This window comes from [Acidovorax] ebreus TPSY, from assembly GCF_000022305.1.
Taxonomy (GTDB): Bacteria; Pseudomonadota; Gammaproteobacteria; order Burkholderiales; family Burkholderiaceae_C; genus Diaphorobacter; species Diaphorobacter nitroreducens.
In genome coordinates this window covers 2,257,152-2,279,057 of the sequence record NC_011992.1, presented here as the reverse complement: position 1 = coordinate 2,279,057, position 21,906 = coordinate 2,257,152, and the positions used below count along the sequence as shown (strand labels likewise).

General features: G+C 63.9%; 29 protein-coding genes. 23 read left to right on the top strand and 6 right to left on the bottom strand.

Going from position 1 to position 21,906, the window contains the following annotated elements; translation table 11 throughout:
- Nucleotides 1-52 precede the first annotated feature (52 nt).
- Nucleotides 53-487, top strand: coding sequence for a mercury resistance transcriptional regulator MerR (gene merR, locus DTPSY_RS10675; RefSeq protein ID WP_005303925.1), 435 nt, complete (start codon nucleotides 53-55; stop codon nucleotides 485-487).
- Between the two features lies 1 nt (nucleotide 488).
- Nucleotides 489-965, top strand: a complete 477-nt coding sequence (locus tag DTPSY_RS18110) for a hypothetical protein (protein ID WP_238526523.1) — start codon at nucleotides 489-491, stop codon at nucleotides 963-965.
- Nucleotides 966-999: 34 nt separating this feature from the next.
- Here the strand turns inward: DTPSY_RS18110 and DTPSY_RS10670 are convergent, their stop codons facing one another.
- Nucleotides 1,000-1,320 (bottom strand): hypothetical protein, encoded by a 321-nt coding sequence (locus tag DTPSY_RS10670; protein ID WP_041838861.1) that lies wholly within the window; start codon nucleotides 1,318-1,320, stop codon nucleotides 1,000-1,002.
- Nucleotides 1,321-1,391: 71 nt separating this feature from the next.
- Complete coding sequence (locus DTPSY_RS10665; protein ID WP_015913602.1) at nucleotides 1,392-1,796, bottom strand: HU family DNA-binding protein; 405 nt, start codon at nucleotides 1,794-1,796, stop codon at nucleotides 1,392-1,394.
- A 220-nt stretch (nucleotides 1,797-2,016) separates the two neighbouring features.
- Here DTPSY_RS10665 and DTPSY_RS10660 point away from each other — a divergent pair, with 220 nt between their 5' ends.
- From DTPSY_RS10660 to DTPSY_RS10645, 4 genes are read left to right on the top strand one after another with little or no spacing between them, the layout of a single operon-like run.
- Nucleotides 2,017-2,250 carry a hypothetical protein gene (locus DTPSY_RS10660; RefSeq protein WP_015913601.1) on the top strand — a complete coding sequence of 78 codons (234 nt, stop codon included), beginning with the start codon at nucleotides 2,017-2,019 and terminating at the stop codon, nucleotides 2,248-2,250.
- Nucleotides 2,251-2,280: 30 nt separating this feature from the next.
- Nucleotides 2,281-3,378 carry an IS5 family transposase gene (locus DTPSY_RS10655; RefSeq protein ID WP_015913600.1) on the top strand — a complete coding sequence of 366 codons (1,098 nt, stop codon included), beginning with the start codon at nucleotides 2,281-2,283 and terminating at the stop codon, nucleotides 3,376-3,378.
- Between the two features lie 58 nt (nucleotides 3,379-3,436).
- Entirely contained in the window at nucleotides 3,437-3,655 is a 219-nt protein-coding gene (locus DTPSY_RS10650) for a hypothetical protein (protein WP_015913599.1), read from the top strand.
- A gap of 47 nt (nucleotides 3,656-3,702) precedes the next feature.
- Complete coding sequence (locus DTPSY_RS10645; protein WP_015913598.1) at nucleotides 3,703-3,888, top strand: hypothetical protein; 186 nt, start codon at nucleotides 3,703-3,705, stop codon at nucleotides 3,886-3,888.
- On the opposite strand, the gene DTPSY_RS10640 is transcribed toward DTPSY_RS10645, so the two are convergent.
- Entirely contained in the window at nucleotides 3,858-5,084 is a 1,227-nt protein-coding gene (locus DTPSY_RS10640) for an IS256 family transposase (RefSeq protein ID WP_015913597.1), read from the bottom strand. The genes DTPSY_RS10645 and DTPSY_RS10640 overlap by 31 nt on opposite strands.
- A 131-nt stretch (nucleotides 5,085-5,215) precedes the next feature.
- Between DTPSY_RS10640 and DTPSY_RS17805 the strand changes: the two genes are divergently transcribed.
- From DTPSY_RS17805 to DTPSY_RS10585, 12 genes are read left to right on the top strand one after another with little or no spacing between them, the layout of a single operon-like run.
- Complete coding sequence (locus tag DTPSY_RS17805; protein WP_015913596.1) at nucleotides 5,216-6,034, top strand: TadE family protein; 819 nt, start codon at nucleotides 5,216-5,218, stop codon at nucleotides 6,032-6,034.
- 8 nt (nucleotides 6,035-6,042) lie between these two features.
- The gene (locus DTPSY_RS10630) at nucleotides 6,043-6,777 is read left to right on the top strand and encodes a hypothetical protein (RefSeq protein WP_015913595.1); all 735 of its coding nucleotides are present in this window, start codon (nucleotides 6,043-6,045) and stop codon (nucleotides 6,775-6,777) included.
- Between the two features lie 17 nt (nucleotides 6,778-6,794).
- Nucleotides 6,795-6,974: a hypothetical protein gene (locus DTPSY_RS18405; RefSeq protein WP_148061001.1), complete on the top strand. Its 180-nt coding sequence runs from the start codon at nucleotides 6,795-6,797 to the stop codon at nucleotides 6,972-6,974.
- A 33-nt stretch (nucleotides 6,975-7,007) separates the two neighbouring features.
- A complete protein-coding gene (locus tag DTPSY_RS10625) occupies nucleotides 7,008-8,078 on the top strand; it encodes a type II and III secretion system protein family protein (protein WP_015913594.1) in 1,071 nt (356 codons plus the stop codon).
- A gap of 18 nt (nucleotides 8,079-8,096) precedes the next feature.
- Nucleotides 8,097-9,881: a TadA family conjugal transfer-associated ATPase gene (locus tag DTPSY_RS10620; protein ID WP_015913593.1), complete on the top strand. Its 1,785-nt coding sequence runs from the start codon at nucleotides 8,097-8,099 to the stop codon at nucleotides 9,879-9,881.
- Complete coding sequence (locus DTPSY_RS10615) at nucleotides 9,882-10,721, top strand: type II secretion system F family protein (protein WP_015913592.1); 840 nt, start codon at nucleotides 9,882-9,884, stop codon at nucleotides 10,719-10,721.
- Nucleotides 10,722-10,742: 21 nt separating this feature from the next.
- Complete coding sequence (locus tag DTPSY_RS10610; RefSeq protein WP_015913591.1) at nucleotides 10,743-11,609, top strand: type II secretion system F family protein; 867 nt, start codon at nucleotides 10,743-10,745, stop codon at nucleotides 11,607-11,609.
- 12 nt (nucleotides 11,610-11,621) lie between these two features.
- The gene (locus DTPSY_RS10605; protein ID WP_015913590.1) at nucleotides 11,622-12,056 is read left to right on the top strand and encodes a DUF192 domain-containing protein; all 435 of its coding nucleotides are present in this window, start codon (nucleotides 11,622-11,624) and stop codon (nucleotides 12,054-12,056) included.
- Between the two features lie 15 nt (nucleotides 12,057-12,071).
- Nucleotides 12,072-12,845: a tetratricopeptide repeat protein gene (locus tag DTPSY_RS10600; RefSeq protein WP_015913589.1), complete on the top strand. Its 774-nt coding sequence runs from the start codon at nucleotides 12,072-12,074 to the stop codon at nucleotides 12,843-12,845.
- Between the two features lie 52 nt (nucleotides 12,846-12,897).
- The gene (locus tag DTPSY_RS10595; RefSeq protein ID WP_015913588.1) at nucleotides 12,898-13,611 is read left to right on the top strand and encodes a TadE family protein; all 714 of its coding nucleotides are present in this window, start codon (nucleotides 12,898-12,900) and stop codon (nucleotides 13,609-13,611) included.
- Between the two features lie 40 nt (nucleotides 13,612-13,651).
- The gene (locus DTPSY_RS10590; RefSeq protein WP_088886479.1) at nucleotides 13,652-14,032 is read left to right on the top strand and encodes a hypothetical protein; all 381 of its coding nucleotides are present in this window, start codon (nucleotides 13,652-13,654) and stop codon (nucleotides 14,030-14,032) included.
- Complete coding sequence (locus DTPSY_RS10585) at nucleotides 14,032-14,484, top strand: hypothetical protein (protein WP_015913586.1); 453 nt, start codon at nucleotides 14,032-14,034, stop codon at nucleotides 14,482-14,484. The genes DTPSY_RS10590 and DTPSY_RS10585 overlap by 1 nt, the downstream gene beginning before the upstream one ends.
- Before the next feature lie 101 nt (nucleotides 14,485-14,585).
- On the opposite strand, the gene DTPSY_RS10580 is transcribed toward DTPSY_RS10585, so the two are convergent.
- The 3 genes from DTPSY_RS10580 to DTPSY_RS10570 all read right to left on the bottom strand — a co-directional run bounded on the left by DTPSY_RS10580 (nucleotide 14,586) and on the right by DTPSY_RS10570 (nucleotide 18,532).
- Entirely contained in the window at nucleotides 14,586-15,344 is a 759-nt protein-coding gene (locus tag DTPSY_RS10580; RefSeq protein ID WP_015913585.1) for a 3-hydroxyacyl-CoA dehydrogenase, read from the bottom strand.
- A 113-nt stretch (nucleotides 15,345-15,457) separates the two neighbouring features.
- The gene (locus tag DTPSY_RS10575; protein WP_041838858.1) at nucleotides 15,458-16,507 is read right to left on the bottom strand and encodes a Fe(3+) ABC transporter substrate-binding protein; all 1,050 of its coding nucleotides are present in this window, start codon (nucleotides 16,505-16,507) and stop codon (nucleotides 15,458-15,460) included.
- A gap of 183 nt (nucleotides 16,508-16,690) precedes the next feature.
- Nucleotides 16,691-18,532 carry a glutamine--tRNA ligase/YqeY domain fusion protein gene (locus DTPSY_RS10570; protein ID WP_041838857.1) on the bottom strand — a complete coding sequence of 614 codons (1,842 nt, stop codon included), beginning with the start codon at nucleotides 18,530-18,532 and terminating at the stop codon, nucleotides 16,691-16,693.
- Nucleotides 18,533-18,744: 212 nt separating this feature from the next.
- Here DTPSY_RS10570 and DTPSY_RS10565 point away from each other — a divergent pair, with 212 nt between their 5' ends.
- The 5 genes from DTPSY_RS10565 to DTPSY_RS10545 all read left to right on the top strand — a co-directional run bounded on the left by DTPSY_RS10565 (nucleotide 18,745) and on the right by DTPSY_RS10545 (nucleotide 21,897).
- Nucleotides 18,745-19,098, top strand: a complete 354-nt coding sequence (locus DTPSY_RS10565; RefSeq protein WP_011804882.1) for a hypothetical protein — start codon at nucleotides 18,745-18,747, stop codon at nucleotides 19,096-19,098.
- Between the two features lie 83 nt (nucleotides 19,099-19,181).
- Nucleotides 19,182-19,628 carry a type II 3-dehydroquinate dehydratase gene (gene aroQ / locus DTPSY_RS10560; RefSeq protein ID WP_015913582.1) on the top strand — a complete coding sequence of 149 codons (447 nt, stop codon included), beginning with the start codon at nucleotides 19,182-19,184 and terminating at the stop codon, nucleotides 19,626-19,628.
- Nucleotides 19,622-20,512, top strand: a complete 891-nt coding sequence (locus DTPSY_RS10555; protein WP_015913581.1) for an alpha/beta fold hydrolase — start codon at nucleotides 19,622-19,624, stop codon at nucleotides 20,510-20,512. Before aroQ ends, DTPSY_RS10555 begins: the two co-directional genes overlap by 7 nt.
- 9 nt (nucleotides 20,513-20,521) lie before the next feature.
- Nucleotides 20,522-20,947, top strand: coding sequence for an alternative ribosome rescue aminoacyl-tRNA hydrolase ArfB (arfB, locus tag DTPSY_RS10550; protein ID WP_011804885.1), 426 nt, complete (start codon nucleotides 20,522-20,524; stop codon nucleotides 20,945-20,947).
- Nucleotides 20,948-21,060: 113 nt separating this feature from the next.
- Nucleotides 21,061-21,897: a DODA-type extradiol aromatic ring-opening family dioxygenase gene (locus DTPSY_RS10545; protein ID WP_015913580.1), complete on the top strand. Its 837-nt coding sequence runs from the start codon at nucleotides 21,061-21,063 to the stop codon at nucleotides 21,895-21,897.
- Nucleotides 21,898-21,906: the final 9 nt, after the last annotated feature.

Below are 21,906 nucleotides of genomic sequence, written 5' to 3'. Positions count from 1 at the left end.
TGGATTGGATAGCGTAACCTTACTTCCGTACTCATGTACGGAGTCAAGCGATATGGAAAATAATTTGGAAAACCTGACCATTGGCGTTTTTGCCAAGGCGGCCGGGGTCAACGTGGAGACAATCCGCTTCTATCAGCGCAAGGGCCTGTTGCCGGAACCGGACAAGCCTTACGGCAGCATCCGCCGCTATGGGGAGGCGGACGTGGTTCGGGTGAAATTCGTGAAATCGGCACAGCGGCTGGGGTTCAGTCTGGACGAGATTGCCGAGCTGTTGCGGCTCGACGATGGCACCCACTGCGAGGAGGCCAGCAGCCTGGCCGAACACAAGCTCAAGGACGTGCGCGAGAAGATGGCCGACTTGGCGCGCATGGAAACCGTGCTGTCTGAACTCGTGTGCGCCTGCCATGCACGAAAGGGGAATGTTTCCTGCCCGTTGATCGCGTCACTACAGGGCGAAGCAGGCCTGGCAAGGTCAGCTATGCCTTAGCGTGCTTTATTTTCCGTTTTCTGAGGTGCCCCCTTTCTGCAATGACAAGAAGCGTGCGAAGTATCCTGCCACGGCCGGACAACAGACCTTCCATCCTTATTTCGACCAGCATCTGCTGAACGCACCCTGGGTGCGCGCAACGCTCAACCCCGGGCCGCCGCCGGTGCTGGTGTTCGATGCATGCCCTCCAACTGCGTGGACCACTGTGGACCAAGATCGCGTTCGGCGGCATTTCGACGTGTGTGGGCTGGCGATTACGTTCACGACCAATGCCAATGACGAATTGCCGATCCTTCGCGACAGGCTGGTTCTGCAGGCAAGCCGTGGTGGCGCGCCTGCGGTCCAGCAGTTCCTCAATGACGAGCGTGACTTGCGTTCGGTACGGCCCAACAGCTGGCAATATGCGACCTATCGCGCGTTGGCTGCTGATGCTTGGTTTGTGAGAGGGGGCTATCTCACGATCCCTGGAGCGGACTAGGCTCCTCCTTGCCGCGCGATGATGCGGATGACTTTCAGTTCAGATGCTGATGCACCAGCCGCTGGAACTCGGGGCGCAGCGCACGCCCGGGATCGAGCGACAGGGCCTCGCGCCGGCCGCTGGGCCAGGCCAGTTCGCCGTGGAGGCCATCGAGCATCAGTACCGCGTGGTCGAAGATCCGTTTGGAAGGGTTGCCACCACTGCACACGATCTGCAGGGACATCACCGTGGTGCTCTCGATCCACAGCCAGCGGGTGGCGCTTCCCTCAGACAGATCGGGGTGCACCAACTCAATCTCGGCCAGACTGCCGTGAGCGGCATTGAGCAACTGCAGCACGGTGTAGTGGATAGGCATGGCATGGCCGTTTGCAGCGGGCATCGTCCGGGCTACCGGCCTGCATCCGTTGCGGTGTCGGGGCAGGAGGGTTACAGCGCAGCGTCCTTGAGCCTCTTCAGCGCGCGAGCCTTGATGCGCACGGTGGCCGGCTTGGCCGCGAACACCTGCTCCTCTTTGGTGAACGGGTTGATGCCCTTGCGCTTGGGCTTGGCCGGCACCTTCTGCACGTCGATCTTGAGCAGGCCGGGCAGGACGAACGCGCCAGCACCCTTCTTGTGAACCGAGCCGAGGACAGCGGACTCAAGCGCGGCCAGCACGGCTTTCACCGCCTTGGGTTCGACGCTCGACTGTTCGGCAAGGTGGGCGACCAGGGCCGACTTCGTGAGCGTTTCCTTGACAGGCTTGATGGTGGCAGCGGGGGCCTTGGCGGCGGGCGCGGGCTTGGTGGATTTCGCTGCAGGTGCCGGCTTGGTGGTTTTCTTCGCAGTTGCCATGGTTCTCGATCTCGTTCGTTGTGGTTGAAGGAAGGATGCGCCACGGCATCTGGGCGCGTTGCGCAGAGCCTATTTTATCGGTCGGGCCTTGCGCGCCGCCTGATTGCCGGGCATTGGTTGATCGTCTGGCCACGAGGGGTGTTGAGGCTGGCTGGCTTCACAGGACGATGACTCCATCGCTCTGCGGCCCAACCGCGAGCCTTTCAGAAGGAGCCTACGGATGACGATCAAACTCCATGCCATGGTGGTGGCGCTGGCCGTGCGTGATGCCTGCAAGCGCGATGTTGAAAAGGACCGCCCCATCGACAACCTCTACATCGATGCCATCGTCGAGCGGGCGCTGCGCGAAGCGGCCGGCAAGCACGTTGTCGGCGATGGCACTGCGCTCGCCATGGTCCTTAGCAGGCCGTTGAAAAATCCCCCTCCGACGCCCGCGTTCGCCGCTACGATCTGAAGCCATAGGTGAACGACCCAGACGAGGACGATGAGAGGCAACCAAGACTTCCAGGGGGCGATGTTCAGCTACATCAGCCTTGAAGAGCGCGTGCCGCAGGCACACCCGCTGCGCAAGTTGCGCGCGGTGGTTGATGCGCTGCTGGCAACCATGAACCGCGAATTCGAAGCGGTGTACGCCCGCCGTGGCCGCCCATCGGTGCCACCGGAGATGCTGCTCAAGGCCTTGCTGCTGCAGATCCTGTTCTCCATCCGCAGCGAGCGCCAGTTGGTCGAAGCGATCAACTACAACCTGCTGTACCGCTGGTTCGTAGGCCTGAACATCGAAGACAAGGTCTGGGACCACTCCACTTTCAGCGCCAACCGCGAACGTCTGTTCAACGAAGACCTCGCCCGCACCTTCTTCGAGCGCGTCAAGCTCAGTGCCCAGTGGGGCAAGCTCGCCAGCGACGAGCACTTCAGCGTGGACGGCACGCTCATTGACGCCTGGGCCTCGCACAAGAGCTTCAAGCGCAAAGATGACGACAGCGGCACGCCGCCTGGGCGCAACCCCGAGGTGGACTTCAAGGGGCAGGAGCGCTGCAACGACACCCACAAGAGCACCACGGACGCCGATGCCCGGCTGTTCAAGAAGAGCCGGGGCGACAAATCCCGCCTGTGCCACATGGGACACATCCTCATGGAGAACCGCAACGGGCTGATCGTGGATGTCGAGATCACCCATGCCAGCGGCACGGCCGAGCGCGAGGCGGCACTGGCCATGTTGGAGCGTCGGGGCAACAGGAACAAACGGGCCACGGTCGGTGCCGACAAGGGCTACGACAGCAAGGCCTTCATCAAAGGCTGTCGCAAGCTCAAAGTCACGCCCCACGTGGCGGCCAAGGACAGCCGCTCTATCTCGGCCTGCTCAGGCTTCATCACGCCCTTGCCGGGGAATGCCTGCCGCGAGTCAGCTTTCAGCTCGCGCATCCATGCCCTCAGCCGCGTCTCGTGCACATCTAGGTCGCGCGCAGCTTGCGCCACTGCAACGCCTCGCTCGGTCACCAGCTTGACCGCTTCAACCTTGAATTCCCGGCTGAACTGCCGTCTCGTTCCCATAAACCACCTCCGGTTTCATCTTCCACCTTAACAAGGTGTCTTTGAAACCGGCAGCAGCCCATCCCCATTCAATGCAGACAGGAGGCACCATGACCGACCCCACCCAGCCGAGCCAGCCCACCTTGCCGATCCGCAGGATCGTCCAGGGCAAGAACCCCCGCGAATACTTCGACCCCGCCGAGATGGCGGAACTGGAGGAGGGCACCGGTGCCGCTGGAATGTGGCGGAAGGCGGGGCGCCTGCGCGGGCCTGCCTGCTGGACCCACTGCATTTCTACCCATCCACCGGCGCTGATCTGGTGGTCATGAGTACCTCCGCGCGACAAGCGCTTCCCGCGCAATTCCCGATAGACGACATGGCCATGATCGCCAACGGGGTGGCGACGGTGGAGCGCCCGCTGCGCGTAGAGATCGGCAAGCCCATCGCACCAGAGGTGTTCGAGGTTCCGGCGGATGCCAAGGCGTTTCCCCTCAGGGGCGTGTCCGAATTTTTGTGTAAACGGGTCGGACTTCAATTGACGGAGATGCGGTCTCCGAACTGAATGGTAAAGCGGGTCAGCGCGGCCTTCCAATCCCGGATGGGCATGGTCCACTTCTGGCTGATGTTGCGCAGCGCCAGGTAGAACAGCTTGGTCAGCGCCTCGTCGCTGGGGAACGAGCCCCGGTTCTTGGTCAGCTTCCTCAGGCTCATGTTCACCGACTCGATGGCATTGGTGGTGTAGATGACCTTGCGGATTTCCGGCGGGTAGTCAAAGAACGGGGTCAAGCGGCTCCAGTTCCTGCGCCAGGACTGGCCGATGGGCAGGTACTCGGCATCCCATCGGGCCTCGAACTCTGCGAGCATCAGTTCGGCCTCCTCGGCGGTGGCGGCCGTGTAGATACGGCGCAGGTCGGCCGCCACTTCCTTGCGGCGCTTCCATGAGACGTAGTTCAGGCTGTGACGCACCATGTGAACGATGCACAGTTGCACCACCGCCTTGGGGAAGACTGCCTCGATGGCGTCAGGGAAGCCCTTGAGCCCATCGACGCAGGCGATGAAGATGTCCTGCACGCCCCGGTTGCGCAACTCGGTGACCACCTGCAGCCAGAACTTGGCGCCCTCGGTCTGGGCCAGCCACAGGCCCAGCACCTCCTTGTCGCCCGTCATGGTGATGCCGATGGCCAGGTACGCCGCCTTGACCCGCACCGCGCCCTCGCGCACCTTCACATGGATGCAGTCCAGATAGACGATGGGATAAATCGGCTCCAGCGGTCGGGCCTGCCAGGCCTTGACCTCGTCGGCCACGGCATCTGTCACCGAGGAAATCAGGCTGGGTGAGACCTCGGTGCCGTACATCTCTTCGAGGTGGGCCTGTATCTCGCGCACCGTCATGCCACGGGCGTACAGCGAGATGATTTTGTCGTCGAAGCCGGCCCAGCGGGTCTGGTGCTTGGGGATGAGCTGAGGCTCGAAGCTGCCATGGCGGTCGCGTGGCACTTCGATGGGCAATTCGCCGAACTCGCCCTTGAGGGTCTTCTTGCTCTTGCCGTTGCGGGTGTTGCCAGCGGGGTTGGCCACCGCCTCGTTGCGTTCATGGCCCAGGTGCTCAGTCAGCTCAGCGTCCAGGGCTCGCTCGACCAGCAGCTTGGTAAGTTGCTTGAGCAGACCGTTCTCGCCGATGAGGTCTTCGGGCTTCTTGTAGTTGGCCAGCAGGCCAGACAGCAGTTCTTCGGGTACGTCGTGTTTCTTGGTGTTCATTGTGCTTACGGACAGGCCGGCTTACGCCGGCGGTGGATTGTCCGTTTACACAAAATTCTGCACACCCTCCCCCTCAGCGACGGCAGGGGCTGACGCGGCATGTCTTTACCCGTGATGCGACAAGCACTCTCATGATCATCACCGCACCAAACCGGCAGCGCGGCCAGGCGACGACGGAGTTCATCGTCAGCCTGTTCGTGCTCATTCCTCTGTTCTTTGGTGTGTTCTATTTTGCGCGGTATGCCGATGTGAAGCACTCTGCCATTCAGGCCAGCCGCTATGTGGCTTTCGAGCGCAGTTGGGATCCCTACAGCCGCGCCAAGACCGCGGGTCAACTGGCAGAGGAGACGCGCGCGCGGTTCTTCATGTCCGTGGAGCGCAATGGTGGGCAGATCAAATACCGCGATAGCACGATGGGGCAGGACGCCACGGCGAAGGGCAACCGTGTGCCCTTGTGGAGCGACGCCGCCTACCAGCCGCTGCTGCAAAGCTATGCGGATGTGAGCATCCGCGAGGTCGATACCGGCCCGCTGGCCACGGGGCTGGTCGGTAAGTTGCAGCAAACCGTGGCGACGCCCGTGTTCAAGCTGCCGACCAGCGGCATCGTCAAGGCCGAAGTGACGGTGCCTCTCAGCAATATTGCGCATTACGACGCGCTGCGCGATGTCAATGTGGGAATGCCGGGTGCGACGGCGCTGGGCGCTGGGGTCTGGAACGCTAGCGGTGCGAACAACGGCAGCGAAAGCGTTTGCGCTCGGGTAAAGCCGACCGTGTTGGGTTCTTATATCAAGCCGGTGGCGGATGTGTTGGGAATGCTCATGTCCCCGTCCTTCGAAAAGAAGGCGCCCGACGTGGGGCTCATCCTGCCTGAGTACGACATCCCGGGCAGTGTGCGCGACAAGGCGGACAACGCCGTACCTTACAGCCGCCAGGCGCGCACGCGCTGCTGAGTCCCGTCATGTTCGTCCGACTGATTGCCCTGCTGCTGACCATGACCTGTGCGACCGTATTGGCGCAGGAGTCGTTCACGCGCACCGCCACGCCTTGGCCCGATGTGCCGCCGCCGCCGAGGGCTCAGGTGCAGTGGGTGTCGGACGACATGCGCGTCAACGGCGTGCCTATGAAGGTGCAGGCGTTCCAGAGCCGAGCTTCCAAGGACGAGGTGGTGGCGTTCTACATGGCGCATTGGCGCATTGCGGTCAATGCGGTGCCGGATCCGGCCAAACCCCCCGCATCTGTCACTGCCCACGGACCGGACACCCTGGTGGCGCGTGCGCATGGGCCGTATTACAGCCTGGTGAAGGTGCGTAGTGCCTCCGATGGAGGCTCCGAAGGCACGATTTCTACCTCGCTGCTGCTGGGCGTGGAGCCGCGTATCGATGCCAGCGGCATTCCGGCGCCACGCAGCGCCACGCCTGTCAATGTGGTCGAGTCGATCGATAACGGCAAGCGCAACAAGCAGGTGATGTTGGTGAGCCGCGAGCCGCTGGACAGCATTGCCAGCTACTACCAGACGCAGCTGGCGGCCAGCGGCTGGTCGTTGCTGCAGGAGCAGAACGCTAGCGCGAAGGGGAGCCAGGGGCCCGCCATCGTACGGATGTACGGACGTGACAAGCAGCAACTCGATGTGGCAATGGGGGTGGACGCAGAGCGGCGCCTGACCATCGTCACGGTCAATCTGGTGAAGTTCTGACTGCAAGGCGCACAGACATGCAACGCTCCGCACGCATCGTTTTTTCAGTTTCCCGTGGCTTTGCAACGGTGGAGTACTGCATCGTCTGCGCGCTGGTGGTGATGGTGCTCTTCGCGGCACCGAATACGCCCCAGATGCTGGTGGATGCCGTCAAAGCCTTCTATCGCACGCTCACTTTCTTCGTTTCACTTCCTTGAGGCTTTTTCCGTGGCTGTATCACTCAACAAAAATTGGCTGCTGCTCGCAACGGCACGCAGATCAACTATGAAGTGACGGTGAGCGCGGACCACCATGCCAAGACGGCCATGGAACTGCGCCAACTGCTGAGCCATGACAAGGGCATCAACGTTAGTGCCGTTGGCGACAAGGTCGTGCTGGACGGCATGTATGCGAACCAGGACTCGGCCGCCAAGATCCAGAAGATCGTCAAGGCTTATCCGCAGGTGCTCAATCTGGTGCGCGAGCGGCCCGAGGATCAGTTGGTGGTGCCCGAGCAGATGGTGCAGTTGGACGTGAAGGTGGTCGAGGTGCGCAAGCAGGCGCTCGACAACATCGGCGTGAAGTGGAGCAACCTGGGCGTGGCTGGCCCGACGTTTGCCACGTCGGGATACTTCTATGCCAACTCGGCCAACTTCCGGGGACTGAACCAGGAGGGATACCCCATCACTACGCCGGCGCGACCCTTCATCTCCTATCTGGGGCTGGCCACGCAGATCACTTCAGTACTGAACTTCTTGGAGTCCAACGGAGACAGTTGGACGTTGGCAGAGCCGCGCATCAGCAGTGTTAGCGGTGGATCGTCAAAGGTGCAGGTGGGTGGCGAGATACCCATCCCGGTAAGTTCCGGTTTCGGCCAACTGTCGGTGGTCTACAAACCGTATGGCGTGATTTTGGAGTTCAAGCCGGTGATCGACAAGGCGGGCAACGTGCGCTCGTCCATCGTGGCGGAGGTGAGCCAGCCGGATCGCAGTGCAGGGCAGGGGCAGTTCGTAGCGTTTACTACCAACCGCACTGAGACCGAAGTCAGTCTGAAGCAAAACGAAACGCTGGTGATTTCCGGCCTGCTCAAAAGCGTGGGAGCGCGTAACAAGGAAGGCATTCCCGTCATCGGGCGTGCGCCGGTGCTGGGCCGGCTGTTTTCCACGCAGGAGATGACCAACGAACAGACAGAGATGCTCGTGGTCGTGACGCCGCGCATCCATACGCCGGCGGCAGACCGTGCCCAGGTGCTGGCGAGCGAGAACGCTTACCAGCGCTTGAATGAAGTCAAGGACATGATCGAAAGCAAGCTGGCACGCTGATCCCACGGAATAACCACGATGCTGCATCTGCAAGTCATGACCGCCGAAGGACCCGCCGATACCCGGGTCATCAATGCCACGCGATGCATGGTCGGGCGCGGCGAGAGAGCCGACGTCACGCTTTCCGGCTGGAAGGTGCACAAGGAACACGCGGAGATTTTTGTCTCCAATGAACAGGTGTTCGTGCGCGACCTGGGCTCGATGTTTGGTACTTATGTGGACGACACCAAGGTGACCACCTTCGGGCCGCTCAAACCCACCGATGCCATCCGCATCGGCTCGCACCAGTTGCACGCGCGCTGGGCGCGCATGCGAGAAGGCGGAGGTGAAGAGCCTGCCGACCCGCCACGCGCGACCCAGGCGATGCCTGCTGCTCCCGCGTCGGCTGCCAGTGCGCACACGGCGACTCGCATGCCTGCACCGGTAACCCAGCGCATGGCATCAACGCCCGAGCGGACCAGGGAAGAGCCAGTGCACAGCGGGGCACCCATTGCTCCCTCGGAGGTGCGGACGGCCAGTGTGCAGATCGACCAGGACTGGCTGGGCTACCGCCGACTGATCCAGGAAAAATTGATCGAATCCTTCGACATGCGCCGCACCGACGTGCACCGCATGGGCGACAAGGAGTTGCGCGAGCATACCGAGCAGGCCATCCGCGAGATTTTCCTCCACATGCCGGCGGGCATCCCCGCCGACGTGGACAAGCAGCGTCTGCTGGAGGAGGTGCGGGATGAGGCCATTGGGCTGGGCCTGCTGGAGCCGCTGCTGGCGGACCCTACGACCACTGAAATCATGGTCAATCGGGTGGACGAAATCTTCGTCGAGCGCGCCGGCCGACTGGTGCGAGTGCCGCTAGCGTTCTCCAGTGAGAAGGCCATGATGGGGGTGATCGAGCGCATTGTGGCCCCGGTGGGCCGGCGCATCGACGAAAGCTCTCCGCTGGTGGATGCGCGGCTGAAGGACGGGTCGCGCTTCAACGCCATCATTCCGCCGCTGGCCCTGAAAGGGCCGTCGATGACGATTCGCAAGTTCTCCAAGCGCAAGCTGGGCGCCGAGGATTTGATCAAGTTCGGCTCCGCCAACGCGCAGATGGTGGAGTTCCTGCAGATGGCCGTGAAGCAGCACAAGAACATCATCGTTTCGGGTGGCACCGGCTCCGGCAAGACGACGCTGCTCAATATCCTGAGCAACTTTATTCCTGAAGGCGAGCGTATCGTCACCATTGAGGATGCGGCCGAGCTGCAACTGCACCACGAGCATCTGGTGTCGCTTGAGTCGCGCCCGGCCAATGCCGAGGGCAAGGGGCAGATCGCCATCCGTGAACTGGTGAAGAACTCGCTGCGCATGCGGCCGGACCGTATCGTGGTGGGCGAATGCCGTGGCGGAGAGGCGCTGGACATGCTGCAGGCCATGAACACCGGCCATGATGGATCGCTGACCACCGCCCACGCCAACAGCCCGCGCGACATGCTGGCACGCCTAGAAGTGATGGTGCTGATGGCCGGTATGGATCTGCCCGTGACGGCTATCCGTGAGCAGGTGGCATCGGCCGTGGACATCATCGTGCAGCAAACGCGCTTTGCCTGCGGCAGCCGCAAGATCACTCGGATCACCGAGGTCACAGGGGTGGAGAGCGGCAAGATCCAGTTGCAGGATCTGTTCGAATTCGTCGAGACCGGTTTCACAGCGGAGCGCAAGACCGACGGCTACTTCACCGGCTGCGACGCCGTGCCCGAGTTCTACGAGAAGCTGCGCCAGATCGGAGTGGCGGTGGATCTCGAAATCTTCAAACGGGCGAAGTAAATGAACCCCTCCCTGCTTGTCTCCTTCGCGGTTGCGGTCAGCGTGGTGATGTTGGTGTTCTTCGTTGCACGCTCGTGGGGCCACTACCGCGCGCGCTTCACCTCGGACGCACGGGTATCGCTGGAGGATATGTTCCTGTTCATCGATCCGCAGCGCCTGTTCTTCATCAACGTGGGCGTGGTGCTGGTGCTGCCGGCGCTGGTGCTCCTGCTGACGGGAGCCGTGCCCCTGGCAGTATTGGCGGCGGTGGGCATCTTCGTGCTGCCACGCATGGCCTATGGCTATCTGAAGCGTCGGCGCGAAGCCAAGCTGATCGAGCAGATGCCTGATGCACTCAACATGCTGGCGGGGTCGCTGCGTTCGGGGGCCAGCCTGGCCATTGCGATGGATCTGGTCGCAACGGAGACGCCGCCGCCGTTCAGCCAGGAGCTGTCGCTGGTGCTGCGCGAGCAGAAGCTGGGCGTGTCGCTGGAAGACGCCTTCGAAAGTTTCGCCAAGCGGGTCAACTTGGAAGACGTGAACCTGCTGGTTTCCGCCATCACCATCTCCAAGGATGTGGGCGGCAACCTGTCCGAGGTGCTGGAGCGTCTGGCAAGCACGCTGCGCGCCAAGGCCGCCATGGAGGGCAAGATCCGGGCGCTGACATCGCAGGGCAAGCTGCAGGGCATCGTCGTCGGCCTGTTGCCGGTGTTCCTGGGGTTCGTATTGTTCCAGATGGAACCCGAGGCCATGGCGCCGCTGTTCAGCACGTATTACGGCTGGGCCGTCATGGCCGTGGTGGCTGTGCTGCTGATCATGGGGGGCGTCTTCATCAAGAAGATCGTGACCATCGATGTGTAACCCCCTGATCACGGAGCGGCCATGCTGGGCCTGATTTCTTCTCTGGTATTGGCGCTGGCCATTCTGGTCGGTCTGTGGTCGGTCTACAGCCTGTTTCGCCAGGCGCCTACCGAAGACCGTACCTACAAGGACAAGCCGCCGCTGCTGTTCCGGGTGCTGTGGCCGTTGATCAATCTGCTGGCCAACAGTCTGGGCTGGGCGCTATCGACCAAGGCCGAGGAGCGCTACACCACCGCACTGCGCCGTGCCGGTCAGGACTACGCCCTGACACCCCGACAGTTCTTTGCGGGCAAGGTGGTGTCGGCCGTGGCGGGCGCGCTGCTGGGGGTGATGCTGTCGGGCATGCTTGAGGGCGGTCTGTCCATCATCGTGGTGATTGCCATGCTGGCGTTCTTCTACCCGGATTTGTGGCTCAAGGAAACCACCAAGCAGCGCAATCTGGCCATCCTGAAGGCCCTGCCGTTCTTCATCGACCTGTTGACGCTGTCGATCGAGGCGGGCCTGAATCTGTCGGGCGCGATGCAACAGGCCGTGGCCAAGAGCGCCGGCGGGCCGCTGATGGTGGAGATCAACCGCGTACTGCGTGACGTGCGTGCCGGCAAGGCGCGCATCGATGCCTTGCGAGATTTTTCCGCACGCCTGGATTTCACGCCCATCACCAGCTTCGTGAGTGCGCTCGTGCAGGGCGAGAAAACCGGCTCCAGCCTGGGCCCCATCCTGCGTGCGCAGGCCGAGCAGCGCCGCACCGAGCGTTTCCTGCGTGCGGAGAAGCTGGCCATGGAGGCTCCCGTGAAGATGCTCGGTCCGCTGATTTTCTTCATCTTCCCTTGCACCTTCATCGTCATCGGCTTTCCGATCGCGATGAAATTCCTGGCGTCGGGCTTGTAAGGAGGGATGGTCGTGGGCAGTGCTTTCCATGCGGGTGCCTTGTATGCCGATGGCCGCGACATGGGTTGCGACGTGGCGGTGGCACGCAGCTTTCTGCAGCGCGCCTTGGGCTTACTGGCGCGCCCGCCGCTCACGCCGCGCCAGGCCTTGTGGATCACGCGTTGCAACAGCGTGCACACGGTAGGCATGCGCTACGCGATCGATGTGGTGTTCCTCAGCCGCAGCGGCCAGGTGCTGCGTGTGGTGCACGCGGTACCGCCGTTGCGGTTCCGGCTGTGCCGCGGAGCAGCTGCGGTCGTGGAACTGCGTGCGGGCGCGGCGCATGCGCTGGGCATTTTGGCCGGGCAGGTGCTGGCGGTCGTGCCACCAGACGGGGTGACGCGCACATCTGCCGCGTCCTCGCCGGGTGGTGGCGCCGCCAGCGCAGCCACCCGTTTCATTGTTTGATGGGTTGACTACACCATGTATCCATACCGCACGTTCCTCGCTCCGCTGGCCGCCGTGCTGGCGGCATCTGCTTTGGCGGGCTGTGCTGCGCCTGTCGCAGTCCCCACCGACCCGCTGAGCGGGATGCCCGGCGTGCTGGGCGCCCCTGCGCAGGCGCTGCCAGCGCCCCAACCCAGTGCCACGGCGGCGCCGGCACTTTCACAGGAAGCCGTGCAGCAGGCTGCTGCGGCCGCCAGGGCTTCGGCCGACGCGCAGGGGGCCTTGCGCTCGGCCGAGAATGCTTACGCCCGGGGCGATTGGGTGACGGCAGCGCGCGAGTTCAAGGCGCTCACCAACAGCTACCCGCGTAATAGCCAGGTGTGGTTTGGCTATGGCGCGGCGGCGGCCCTGTCGGGTAGCCTGGAGGATGCCGCGCAGGGCTTCGAGGCGGTGCTGCGCATCGATCCGCAGGATGCGCGTGCTGCATACAACCTTGGCCTGGTTCGCTTGTCACAGGCCGAGCTCGCCCTGAACGCGGCGCGCAGCCACAGCGCCGCGGCACCTGCGGATATTCAGCAGGAGATTGCCCGCCTGTCCCGCGACCTGGCGCCCGTGTTCAGCCGGCCCGCAGCATCGGCGCCACAGGCGCAACTGCCTGCGATCCCTGCGGCGGTGCAGCAGGGCTTTCGCACCCAGGACCCAGCGCGTGCTGGGGCGGGCGGCGCGCGTTCGGGCGCCTTGCTGGGCATGCCACCGTCGGAAGTGCGCGTGCAACTGCCCACTGCTTCTGTGACCCCGCCGCAGCAATGACGGGCCGCGCCGTGTGCTTCGCCAGTCCACAACCGCCTCGGAGAACCTAGCCATGGCTATCGCTGCACGCAATACCCGCCGGCCGCAACGCCAGCGCCAGAGGGGAGCGTCGCTGACGGAGTTCGTGATCGTCGGCCCGCTGGCGATCCTGATCACCTTCCTCATCATCCAGGCGGGCATGCTCTACATGGCCAAGCTCACCCTGAACAACGCAACGTTCATGGCGGCGCGCCACGGCTCCATGGCGAATGGCAATGCGCAGTCGATCCGTTTGTCGCTGATCAAGGGGCTGGTGCCGTTCTATCAGAACGCCTTCGACACGAACGATGTGAGCCGCCTCACGGCCGCGGCGGCCAAGGCTGCTGTGGACACCTCGCTGGGGAATCTGAAGCTGGAGGTGCTCAGCCCATCCGAGGAGGCCTTCCGGGTGTATGGCATCCGCAAGGGGGGAACGACCTACATCCCGAATGACAACCTGGAGTTCCGCACCCCCACGCCGATGGGGGGCGCCGGCATCTCGATCCGCGACGCCAACATCCTGCGCATCAAGGTCACCTATGCGTACGAGCTCAAGGTGCCGTTGATGCAGGCCATCATGAAGCGCGTGATGTGTCCCGGCGTGGCGGACTCCGACGTGCGTGCCTGGAGCCGCCCCAGCCTGCTGCCGCTGGGTAATGTGTCGGACTGCATCTACTACCTGCGGGGGCGCGTGCCCATCGTGTCATTCGCTACGGTCCAGATGCAATCGCGGGCCGAGCGCAGCTAGCCGCGATATGCCTTCTTTACTTACTCCTTTGATATTGCCCATGGAACGCTTTCTGCTCCTACCTCTGGTTCTGTCATGTGCCGCCGTCTTTACCCTGTCGGGCTGTGGAGGGGGCGGCTCCATGGATGATGGCCAGACCCCGCTGTCGGTTTCTCCCGAGACTGTCACGCTGACCAGCTCTACCGATGTGTGTTTGCCAGCGGCGGGGCCTACGGTATTTGCGCTGGGCGGAACGGCCCCTTACAGCCTGCGCAATCCGCTGCCGGATGCCATCGGCCTGAGCAGCGACACGATTGCCCGCTCGGGCGAAGGGGTAACGATCACGTTCAAGGGCGGGTGCATGCAGGCCATCCCCATTGTCATCATTGACAGTATCGGGAACACAGCCACCTTCAAGGTGAATTACGTCGCTGGCCGGTGATGATCGTGAAGGGCTCCGTGCTGCTCGCGCTGGCAGGGGGTGTGCTGGCCGCCTTGCAGCCCAGTGCTGCCGGTGCACAGCTTCGCTGCACTGAGCAGCGGGTGGAATACCTGGTGGGGGGTACGGGGGCTGCAGGTGCGCGCAGCCGGATGTGCGCGCATGCCTCGGCACCAGGCGGTGGCGGACTGCGCAAGGGACGCGCCGTGGACCAGGTGGGCAATGCCGCTTCGCCAGGGCACAGGCCCGTGATCGTGCAGCCCGATGATGATGGGCGCCGCGCGATCCTGAACCACGAACTGGACAAGGAGCGCGACGCCTTGCGGCGCCTGCAGGCGCAGGAGGGGGCGGGTGGTGCGGATGCGCAGCTGGCGGTGAACCGCCACCAGAGCAACATCCGCGCCTTGGCGGCTGAACTGCAGCGCTTGCCTGCGTCCGTGCGCCGCCAGCCCTAACCGCAGTTACTCACCGACTGCGTCCGCATTGGTTTCGTTAAGAAAATATACGAAATCGGGCTCGAACCCAATACAGACAAGCGCAAGGCGCTATCAAAAAATCACTTCGGTGCAAGGCGGATCGCGCCATCCAGACGAATCACTTCGCCATTGAGCATGTCGTTCTCGAAGATGTGGCGCACCAGCTTGGCGTAATCCTGCGGGGTGCCGAGGCGGCTGGGGAATGGGACGCCGGCGGCCAGCGCGTCCTGTACCTCCTGGGGCATGCCGAACAGCATGGGGGTGCCGAAGATGCCGGGGGCAATGGTCATGTTGCGGATGCCGTTGCGTGCCAGGTCGCGAGCGATGGGCAGTGTCATGCCCACGATTCCGCCCTTGGAAGCAGAGTACGCCGCCTGCCCGATCTGCCCGTCATAGGCCGCCACACTGGCGGTGGAGATCATCACCCCGCGCTCGCCGGTGGCTTCGGGTTCGTTCTTGCACATGGCCTCGGCGGCCAGGCGGATCATGTTGAAGCTGCCGATCAGGTTCACCGTGATGGTCTTGGTGAACGAAGCCAGCGCATGCGCGCCGTTCTTGCCAACGGTCTTTTCCGCAGGGGCGATGCCGGCGCAGTTCACCAGGCCCATGAGCTTGCCCATCGATACCGCTGCGGCCACCACGGCTTGGCCATCGGCCTCGCTGCTCACGTCGCAGCGCACGAAGCGCCCGCCGATCTCGCGCGCGACGGCTTCGCCCTTGTCGGCCTGCATGTCGGCAATCACCACCAAGCCGCCCGCTGAAGCCAGCATGCGTGCCGTGCCTTCACCCAGGCCTGACGCGCCGCCGGTGACGATGAACACCTTGCCCTTGATTTCCATGGTCTGTCTCCAAAGTTACGTTAACGTAAACGTTAATTATCACCGAGCGATCCGGCACTCCCTAGAAAAGCAACAGCCCGGCAGGGCCGGGCTGTGCGCAAGGGACAGAGGGCTTACCGGAAACCGACGCGGTCCAGCATCTGCTGCACCTTGACGGTATTGGCGCCGACCGCGCCAATGGGGATGGTTTCACTCTTGAACGGTTGGCCGCCCGTCATGGCCTTGAGGGCCGGGTTGCCCGGATCCACGTCTTTGGCGGCGGGCCATTCGTTGTTGCCGTTGGCAAAGTAGTTCTGAGCCTCAGGGCTGGCCAGGTATTCCAGGAACTTGATGGCGTTGGCCTGGTTCTTGGTGTGGCGGGCCACTGCGCCACCTGCGATGTTCATGTGCGTGCCCCACGATTGCTGGTTGGGGAACACCACCGCCACCTTGTCCACCACGGCCTTGTCTTCGGACTTGTCCGAGCGCATCAGGCGGGCGAGGTAATAGCTGTTGGTCACGGCGATATCGCATTCGCCGGCTGCGACGGCCTTGATTTGATCGGTGTCGCCCCCCTTGGGCGCGCGGGCGAGGTTGTTCACCACGCCCTTGAGCCATGCTTCGGCTTTCTGTTCGCCCACGTGTTCCATCACGGCGCCGAACAGGCTCAGGTTGTAGGGGTGCGAGCCGGAACGGATGCAGACCTTGCCTTTGTTTTTGGGGTCGCCCAACTCTTCGTAGGTGTCCACATCGTCCTTGTTGACCTTGGTCTTGTTGTAGACAACCACACGCGCCCGCGTGGACAGGCCAAACCAGGGAATACCACCGTCGGCGACCGGTGTTGCGCGCAGGTTCGCGGGAATGGCGTCCTCCAGCACCTTCGAGCGCACGGGCAGGAACAGGCCGTCGGCCTCGCCACGGTAGAGGCGGGCGGCATCCACCAGCAAGATCACGTCGGCAGGGGATGCGGCTCCTTCTGCCTTGAGACGGGCCATGATCCCGGCGTCATCAGAATCCACGCGATTGATCTTGATGCCCGTGGCCTTGGTAAAGCCGCTGTACAGCGCTTCATCGGTGGCGTAGTGGCGGGCGGAATACAGGTTGACCACCTGGTCCTGCGCACTTGCAGCGCCTGCAGCGGCCAGAACACATGCAACAACCAAGGATTTCATAGGCATGGACATGAGGCTCAAGTCTTTCTCGGCAATAAGGTGGTGGGATGATAAAGCAAACGAGAATCGTTATTAAGAATCCATCTTCGCGCCGGGAGAATTTCCGTCGTGCAGCCTCGACAATGCGCAGGCGTTCGGTTTGAGACGAAAAAAATGCCCGCGGACGCGGGCATTTGCTTATCGAGCAGCGGCTGGCTATTTCGCCCAACTGTCCTTCAGTCCGGTGATCTTGTTGAACACCGGGCGGCTAGCGCTGTGGTCCACCCGGTCGGCCACGAAGTAACCGAAGCGCTCGAACTGGAACTTATCGTCGGGCTGGGCGGCGGCCAGTGATGGCTCCACATAGGCAGTCACCACCTTCAGGCTGTCGGGATTGAGCAGGGCCAGAAAGTCTTTACCACCCGCGTCGGGTTGGGCGTCGGTGAACAGGCGGTCGTAGAGGCGCACCTCGGCCTGCACGCCGTCCTGCACCCCCACCCAGGTGATGGCGGCTTTTACCTTCACGCTATCGGCGCCGGGCGTGCCGCTCTTGGTGTCGGGCACCACGGTGGCGAGCACGCGGGTGACGTGGCCGCCCGCATCTTTCTCGCAGCCGGTGCATTCGATGACGTAGCCGCCCTTCAGGCGCACGGTGTTGCCCGGGAGCATTTGCCCGTCCGCCCCGAGCCGGGGCGGATAAAGACGCTTGTAGCCCTTGGGTGGCACTTCGGCGAAGTCTTCGCGTTCGATCCAGACCTCGCGGCCCAGGGTGAAGTGGCGCTCGGGAACAGCCTGGCCTTCGTGCGCGTGGGGCAGGGCGGGTAGGCTGCAGGCCTCGACGTGGCCGTCGCTGCCGAAGACTTCGGCCCAGTTGGTCAGCGTGAGCGGGAGCGGGTCGAGCACGGCCATGGCGCGGTGGGCCTTGGATTCCAGGTCCTCCCGCAGGCAGCCCTCCAGCGTGCCGTAGTCGATCCAACTGTAGTCCTTGGTCACGCCAATGCGCTCGCAGAACATCTGGATGGAGGCCGGCGTATAGCCACGCCGGCGCAGGCCCACGATGGTGGGCATGCGCGGATCGTCCCAGCCGCTCACGATGCCGCTGTCCACCAGGTGCTTGAGCTTGCGCTTGCTGGTGATGACGTAGGTGAGGTTCAGGCGCGCGAACTCATACTGGCGCGGCTGGGGGCGGGCGATCAGGCCGCCTTCCCCCAGGCGGTCCAACAGCCAGTCGTAAAAGGGGCGCTGGTCTTCGAACTCCAGCGTACAGATGCTGTGGGTGATGCACTCCAGCGCATCCTCGATCGGGTGCGCGAAGGTGTACATGGGGTAGATGCACCACTGGTTGCCGGTGTTGTGGTGCTCGGCGTGCTTGATGCGGTAGATGGCCGGGTCGCGCAGGTTGATGTTGGGGTGCCCCATGTCGATCCTGGCGCGCAGCACGGCGGCGCCGTCGGGGAGCTTGCCGTCACGCATCTCGCGAAAGCGCGCCAGGTTCTCCGCAGGGGTGCGGTTGCGATAGGGGCTGTCTACCCCGGGCTTGCCGAAGTCGCCGCGGTTGGCGCGCATCTCTTCGGGCGTTTGCTCGTCCACGTAGGCGTTGCCGGTCTCGATCAGGTACTCGGCCGCGCGGTACATGAAGCCAAAGTAATTGCTGGCGTAGTACAGGTTCTCGTGACCGTCGCGGTCTTTCCAGTCGAAGCCCAGCCAGTGCACGGCATCGATGATGCTGTCTACGTACTCCTGATCTTCCTTCTCGGGGTTGGTGTCGTCAAAGCGCAGGTGGCAGACGCCGCCGTAGTCGCGCGCCAGGCCGAAATTCAGGCAGATGCTCTTGGCATGGCCCACGTGCAGGTAGCCGTTGGGTTCGGGCGGAAAGCGCGTGCGGATCTTGGCAGGGTCAACCGCTGCGGCGGCGTGGTGGGCTGCGTCGCCTGGGCTGCCCGCCCAGTGTTTTTGGGCATGCACACCGTGCGACAGGTCGGATTCGATGATCTGGCGCAGGAAGTTGCTGGGTTTTGCGGCTTCCGCAGAAGTGTCGTGATGGACGGGGGTGCTCATGCGGGGGATTTTAGGCGGCATAGATGCGTACTACCGGCGCGAGCGCTTGTTGAGCGGCCGCTGCGGTTACGCATGGAAACGGTGCGGGGTACGTTCGGAAACAACCTGAACATCTGTTCATGCCATCCTTTCACGGTGCTGGCGCGTTAGACGTCCAAACGCCTTGTGTTCAAGCGCCCGGGTGCCGCGGCACCTCTATATAGGAGATTTTCATGATCCAACATCGCTCTTGGTTTGCCGCCGCCGCCTCGGCCGGTGTGGCGCTGGCCCTGTTGGTGGGCACAGGCACCGCCCAGGCACGCAGCGACGTGTACTGGTCTGTCGGCGTGGGCGTGCCCGGCGCCGTCGTGGGGGTGGGCAACGCCGCTCCTGTGTATTACTCGCCTCCACCCGTGTATTACGCCCCGCCGCCCGTGGTGTACGCACCGCCCGTATACAGGGCTCCTCGCCCGGTCTATTACGCGCCACCCGTGGTCGTGGCACCGCCCGTGGGGTATTACCGCGGATACGGGCACGGGTACCGCCACGGCCATCGGCACCATCGCGGCCATCGCGATTGGCGCTGACACGGGCACGCCAGCCGGAGTGCTGGCCGCGATAATGCGCATTCGCGGGTCCGTTGCGGCGGGTAGAACCGCGCTAGCACTCCATGACGAAAACCGTTTACGTTCTCAACGGCCCCAATCTCAACCTGCTGGGCACGCGCGAGCCGCAGGTGTATGGCTCCCAGACTCTGGCGGATGTCGAGCAGCTCTGCACGGCCGCATGTGCACGTCACGGGTTGGCCCTGGTATTTCGCCAGAGCAACCATGAAGGCGCTCTGGTGGACTGGATCCACGAGGCCAGCCGGCTGCATGCGGCGGGCCAACTGGCCGGCGTCGTGCTCAATGCTGCCGCCTACACCCATACCAGCGTGGCACTCCTGGATGCCGTGAAGGGCACGGGAGTGCCCGTTGTAGAGCTGCACATCAGCAACGTGCATGCGCGCGAGAGCTTTCGCCACCACTCCTATCTGGCCGGCGCGGCCCGCGCGGTGATGTGCGGGTTTGGGGTGCAGGGCTACGCCCTTGCCATTGACGGGCTGGCCCAATGGTGAAGGCGCCATCGCTCGCCACGCTGCCCTTGCCTCCTGAAGTCACCGCGTTGCAGCAACGCGCACGGCGCGAGTCCACCCCCTGCGGTACCGGCGACATCGTCTGGCATGTCTGGGGGGCATCCCAGGATGGTGCGCTGCCTCTGGTACTGCTGCATGGCGGCAGCGGCAGCTGGACGCATTGGGTGCGCAACATCCACGATCTGGAGGACAGTGGTCGCGAGGTCTGGGTCCCCGATCTGCCGGGATTCGGAGATTCGGCCGCACCACCCGTGGGGGGCGATGCGGACGCCCTGGTGGAGCCGCTGGCCGAAGGCCTGCGTACGCTGTTCGGGCCACGGCCGTGTGACCTGGTGGGATTTTCCTTTGGTGGATTGACGGCGGGCCTGCTGCTCGCAACCCACCCCGAACTGGCCCGCCAGCTCGTATTGGTAGGAGCCCCGGCGATGGGGGTGGTGCCCCAACGGCAATTCGAGCTCAAGGCCTGGCGCCACCTGCCGCAGGAGGGGCAGATTGCGGCGCACCGCTACAACCTGGCGGCGCTGATGCTCCAGGACACTTCGCTCATCGACGGTTTGGGCGGCCTGGCGTTGAACACGCACGTGGCCAATGTGGTGCGCGACCGCATGCCCCGCCGCCGCCTGGCGCACACCGATGCGTTGGCGCGCGCTCTGCCGCTGGTGCCGTGCCCCGTGCATGCGATCTATGGCCGCAGTGACGCTCTATACAAGGAGTGGATTGGTGCATTAGAGGGCGCTTACGCGGCGGCGGCTCCGGACTTTCGCGGCATGGCGCTGATCGAGGAAGCCGGCCACTGGGTGCAGTTTGAGCGCCCGCAGTGCTTCCTGAAGGCGCTGGACGACGCCCTGCGCGCCGGGGCCGCCTGACGGACGGGCATGGCCTCCGGCAATCCTTCTTCCGGCGTGCGCGTGGACCCGGCCGAGGTTGAACTTACCGCCATGCGCGCCCAGGGGGCGGGCGGGCAGAACGTGAACAAGGTGTCCAGCGCCGTGCACCTGCGTTTCGACATCGCGGCCTCTTCATTGCCTGAAGATGTGAAACAGCGCCTGCTGGCCCTGCGCGACAGCCGCATCACCCAGCAGGGGGTATTGGTCATCAAGGCCCAGCAATACCGCACCCAGGAGGCCAACCGCCTGGATGCGTTGGCGCGCCTGCAGGCGCTGGTGGACAGCGTGGCGCGGCCGCCGCGCGTGCGACGTGCCACGCGGCCCACGCTGGGATCGCAGCAGCGGCGGCTGGAGTCCAAGAGCCGGCGCGGAGGTGTCAAGGCATTGCGCGGGCGGCCCCATCTGGGGGAGTGACGCTGCTTTCACATCGCATTGGTGCGATGGATGGGACGCTGTGATGGGGTCTATGGCGCTTGGCATCAAGCGTGTCGCTCCCACATGATTGCAACCTGGACTGAGGTTTTGCCATGAACACCCCCCATACCCCTTCTGTCACCTCTTCGACGACCGCTGCCGCGCTGCCCGTGCTGTTCGTCTCGCACGGCGCGCCGCTGTTTGCGCTGGAGCCCGGCAGTACCGGCCCGGCGCTCACCCGCTGGGGCGCTGAACTGAAGGCGCAGTACTCCCGTTTGCGCGGCGTGGTCATCATGTCGCCGCACTGGGTGGCGCGCGGCGCCACCGTCATGACCGGGGCGCAGCCCGAGACCTGGCACGACTTCGGCGGTTTTCCTCGTCCGCTCTATGCGCTCCAGTACCCGGCTGCCGGAGCACCCGCCCTGGCACAGGAGGTGTTGGCCCTGCTGGAGCAGGCTGGCATCGACGCGCGAGGCGACGCGGCGCGCCCCTTCGACCATGGCGCCTGGGTGCCGCTGATGCATCTGTTCCCACAGGCCGACGTGCCCGTGGTGCAGGTCGCGCTGCCCGTGGGTGCCGGTCCGGCAGAGGTGCATGCCATGGGTGTGGCGCTGCGCGGTCTGCGCGAGCAGGGCGTGCTGGTCGTGGGCTCCGGCAGCATGACGCACAACCTGGCCGAGTTCTTTGGCGGTGCCGACCAGCCCGCGCCCTATGTGGTGGAATTCAGCCGCTGGATCGAGGCGCAGCTGGAGCAGGGCGACACGGCGGCCCTGCTGGACTACCGCGCCCGTGCGCCGCATGCCCGGCGTGCGCATCCCACGGAAGACCACTTCCTGCCCATCTTCTTTGCGCTGGGCGCTGCCGGCGAAGGCGCCGAGGCGCACTATCTGAGCCGCGAAGTCATGCATGGCATGCTGGCTATGGACGCCTTCGCGCTGCAGGCTGCCTGACACTTCCCC